We start from the raw sequence: 3,178 nt of genomic DNA on the forward strand, positions 1-3,178 counted from the left end.
GTTGACCATGATGTCGAGCCGGCCGAACTCTTTCACGGCGGTCGCAACGAGCTGGTCGACGTCGGCACGCTTGGCGACGTTGCYGGGGACGGTGCGCAAGGCATCCGGCCGCCCAAGCTCGGCAGCCGTCGCGGCGAGGCCCTCGGCATCGACGTCCGAGATGACGACCTTGACGCCGTCGTCCAGGAATCTCTTTGCGCAGGCCTTGCCGATGCCGCGCGCCGCGCCGGTGATGGCGGCGACCTTGCCGGATAGTTTCATAGTCTCACTCCAGAATAGCTGCTTAGACAGCAGGCTATCGCCGGGTGAATACCCGGCTCAGGCCGCTGCAAATCCGAGATGAGCACGGAACCGGTTCTTGATAAAGACGGCATCGCGCGAGGGCAGCGAGCGCGGCGGATTTTCCGCCAGAACCTTGATGACGAAGAGTCGCGGCCCCTCGCCCGGGGCGGCGATCTGCGCTGCGAGACGTTCCACCTCGGCGATCGTCCGCGCGATTCCGGTCGCGGCAAAGCCGCAGGCGGTGGCAATCGCGATGAGATCGACGCCGCGCCCGGTATGGCTCGCCTGCATCCCGGTCTCGCCGAAATGCTGATTGTCGATCACCACGATGTCGAGATTGCGCGGACGCGCAACGCCGATGGTGGCGAGGCCGCCGAGACCCATCAATTGCTCGCCGTCCCCGGTCAAGGCGAGGACGCGCTTGCCGGGCTGCGCCTGCGCCAGTCCAAGCCCGATCAGCGCGGCGCCGCCCATCGCGCCCCAGAGATAAAAATTGCCATCGTGATCCCCCACGGAATGGAGGTCGTAGGTGGGCGAGCCGAGACCGGAGACGACCAGCGTGTCGTTGCGGTCCTTCAGGAGCGCGGCGACAGCGGCGCGACGATCGAGTTGAGCTTGCATTGACATCACCACTTCTTCTTGCCGATCAGGCGCTGCCCGATCAGCACTGCGATCTGCTGGTCGGATTCATAGGCGAGCGCTGCGGCCGATTCGACCGTCTCGACCAGATCTTCCGGCGTCTCTGCGCGCATCACCTTCAGGCCGATCGCCTCCAGCGACGGCTGCGTCGCCCGGCTCATCGGCACCTGCCAGGGATTGAACTCGGCCCATTCGCCGCGCATCGTCACCAGCATCAAGAGGGGAAAGCGGCCGATCGCCGAGAGCGAGAGCATGTTGATGCAATTGCCGACCCCGCTCGACTGCATCAGCAGCACGCTGCGCTGGCCGCCGAGCCAGGCGCCCGCGGCAATGGCGATGCCCTCCTCTTCGGTCGTCAGCACGTTGGTGGTGACGTCGCGGTCGGCCGAGAACAGCCGAATGAGCTGGCTGTGGCCGGCATCCGGCACATAGGACATCTGCCTGACGTCAGCGGCCTTCAGGACGCGATAGAGCTCGCTCGGCCAGTCGTCGCTCGAGCGCGTTTCAAGATTGGGTTGAGGGCTGTGCACCGCGAGGTCTCCGTGAGATTCGGAAGGACGTTAGCGATGTTCGCGCGCGAGGGCTCTGACCGTCTGGCACGATCTGGTATCGAGGGATTGTATAGCTGACTTTTCGCGGTCCCTGCGGAGCCAGACGCGCAGTGCGCATCGCCGCGCCCTCTCCCCTTGTGGGAGAGGGTATCACCGCAGGTCGACACGAGCTCGCTTGGGTGAGGGGTCTGTCTCAGAGCACTCACGCGCAGTTATATTTGCGGAGAGATACCCCTCATCCGGCGCTTCGCGCCACCTTCTCCCACAAGGGGCGAAGGGAAGAAGCACCGTCGCTCAGGCTGATAATCTAGTTCGCCGCCGACCTCGCGGCCGGCATGTAGATCTGCGCGTAGCCTTCCTTGATCGCGGACGTGATGCGGTCGAGGCGGCGGTCGATGTGCTTTTCCAGCACGGAGACGCAAGCCTCCTCATTGCGCGCCTTCAATCCTTCGACGACGGCGCGGTGCTCGGCCTGCGTGTTGGAGCGGTTGACGCGGTCCATGTCGATCCAGCGCACGAAGCGGATGCGGGCGTTGACGTTGCGCAGCACGCGCAGCATCTCGGCGTTGTTCGACATCGCCATCAGCCGCTCGTGAAAGGTCTCATCGAGCTCGACCAGCTCGACCGAGGAGCGCTCGCCGGGATCGGGACCGGTCGCTTCGAGAAATTTCAAGAGCGCGTCGATGTCCTCGTCCTTGGCACGCTTGACAGCGAGACGGACCGAGGCGACCTCGATCGACTTGCGCAGCTCGTAGAGATCGAAGATCTCGTGCGCGTCGAGCTCGCGGCAGAAGAAGCCCTTGCCCGGCGTGAAGCGCAGGAAGCCTTCGGTGTTGAGACGGTTGAGCGCCTCGCGCAGCGGCGTGCGGCTGACGCCGAGACGTTTTGCCAGCTCGCCTTCGTTGAGTCGTTCGCCCGGCTTGAACTCGTAGCTCACGGCCATCGCCTTGAGCTGTTCATAGACGCGATCGACGATGCTATCGGAAGCCAGTTCCACGTTGCTCTTCATAAGCTGCATTCATGCCCGAACACAGCCCAATATACCGGGGCCGTGAAGATGATTGCAATGCAAAGGACAGCTTGGCAGAGCTTGTTCAGAGCTTTGCGACACCTGGAATCAGGCAAAGACGCGCGGGCGCAGTCCAGCATGAAACCAGGTGATCATGGAATAGATATCGTAGACCGGCAGCCCGACCTCGGCCTGCAAGGCTGCCGCGTAGGGCGGCATGTTGGTGCACTCGAGCACGATGGCGCCGACGTCGGGGTTCTTTGCGACGAGCTGCTTGCCCGCCTCGACGACGTCGCGCTCGGCCAAGCCGACGTCCATGTCGTCCTTCTCGGCCTTGATCAGGACGCGGAAGAATTCCTTGCCATGCTCAGTGCCGACCAGCGGCGTGTCGAGCGGCACGCCGGCGCCTTCGAGATGGGCCGGCGTCAGGGTCGAGCCCGACACCGTGACGAGGCCGACGCGCTTGCCGGGCGGCAAGGTCGCCTGCACCCACGGCACCTGCATCAGCGATGAGGTCGCAACCGGCACGCCGACGGCCGCCGCGATCTCCCTCTGAAACAACGAGAGGAAACCGCAATTGGTGGTGATGGCTTCCGCGCCAAGCCGCACCAGATCCTTCGCCGCATCGATGAAGTCAGGCAGCAGGCCGGCCGCGCCCTTCAGCACCACCTTCTCCGGCGAGGCGCCCCTCACCACG

The 3,178-nt window shown here is 64.5% G+C and carries 5 protein-coding genes; all 5 read right to left on the minus strand.

The window, feature by feature from the left end; all coding sequences use genetic code 11:
- Positions 1-261, minus strand: a 261-nt coding sequence (locus tag AC1D00_RS33420) for an SDR family NAD(P)-dependent oxidoreductase (RefSeq protein ID WP_477013601.1), incomplete at its 3' end; no start/stop codon positions are given.
- A gap of 57 nt (positions 262-318) precedes the next feature.
- A complete protein-coding gene (locus AC1D00_RS33425; protein WP_477013602.1) occupies positions 319-909 on the minus strand; it encodes a thiamine pyrophosphate-dependent enzyme in 591 nt (196 codons plus the stop codon).
- Positions 909-1,451, minus strand: coding sequence for a thiamine pyrophosphate-binding protein (locus tag AC1D00_RS33430; protein WP_027548461.1), 543 nt, complete (start codon positions 1,449-1,451; stop codon positions 909-911). The genes AC1D00_RS33425 and AC1D00_RS33430 overlap by 1 nt, the downstream gene beginning before the upstream one ends.
- A gap of 328 nt (positions 1,452-1,779) precedes the next feature.
- On the minus strand, positions 1,780-2,469 hold the full coding sequence (locus AC1D00_RS33435; protein WP_477013603.1) for a GntR family transcriptional regulator: 690 nt from the start codon (positions 2,467-2,469) through the stop codon (positions 1,780-1,782).
- Positions 2,470-2,589: 120 nt separating this feature from the next.
- On the minus strand, positions 2,590-3,178 hold a 589-nt coding region (locus tag AC1D00_RS33440), incomplete at its 5' end, for an aspartate/glutamate racemase family protein (protein ID WP_477013604.1).

The organism is Bradyrhizobium sp. P2_E8, assembly GCF_056403875.1.

Bases quoted from the DNA above. Each gene is read 5' to 3' on its own strand.
- AC1D00_RS33425 (WP_477013602.1), bottom strand. From the start codon at position 909: ATGTCAATGCAAGCTCAACTCGATCGTCGCGCCGCTGTCGCCGCGCTC.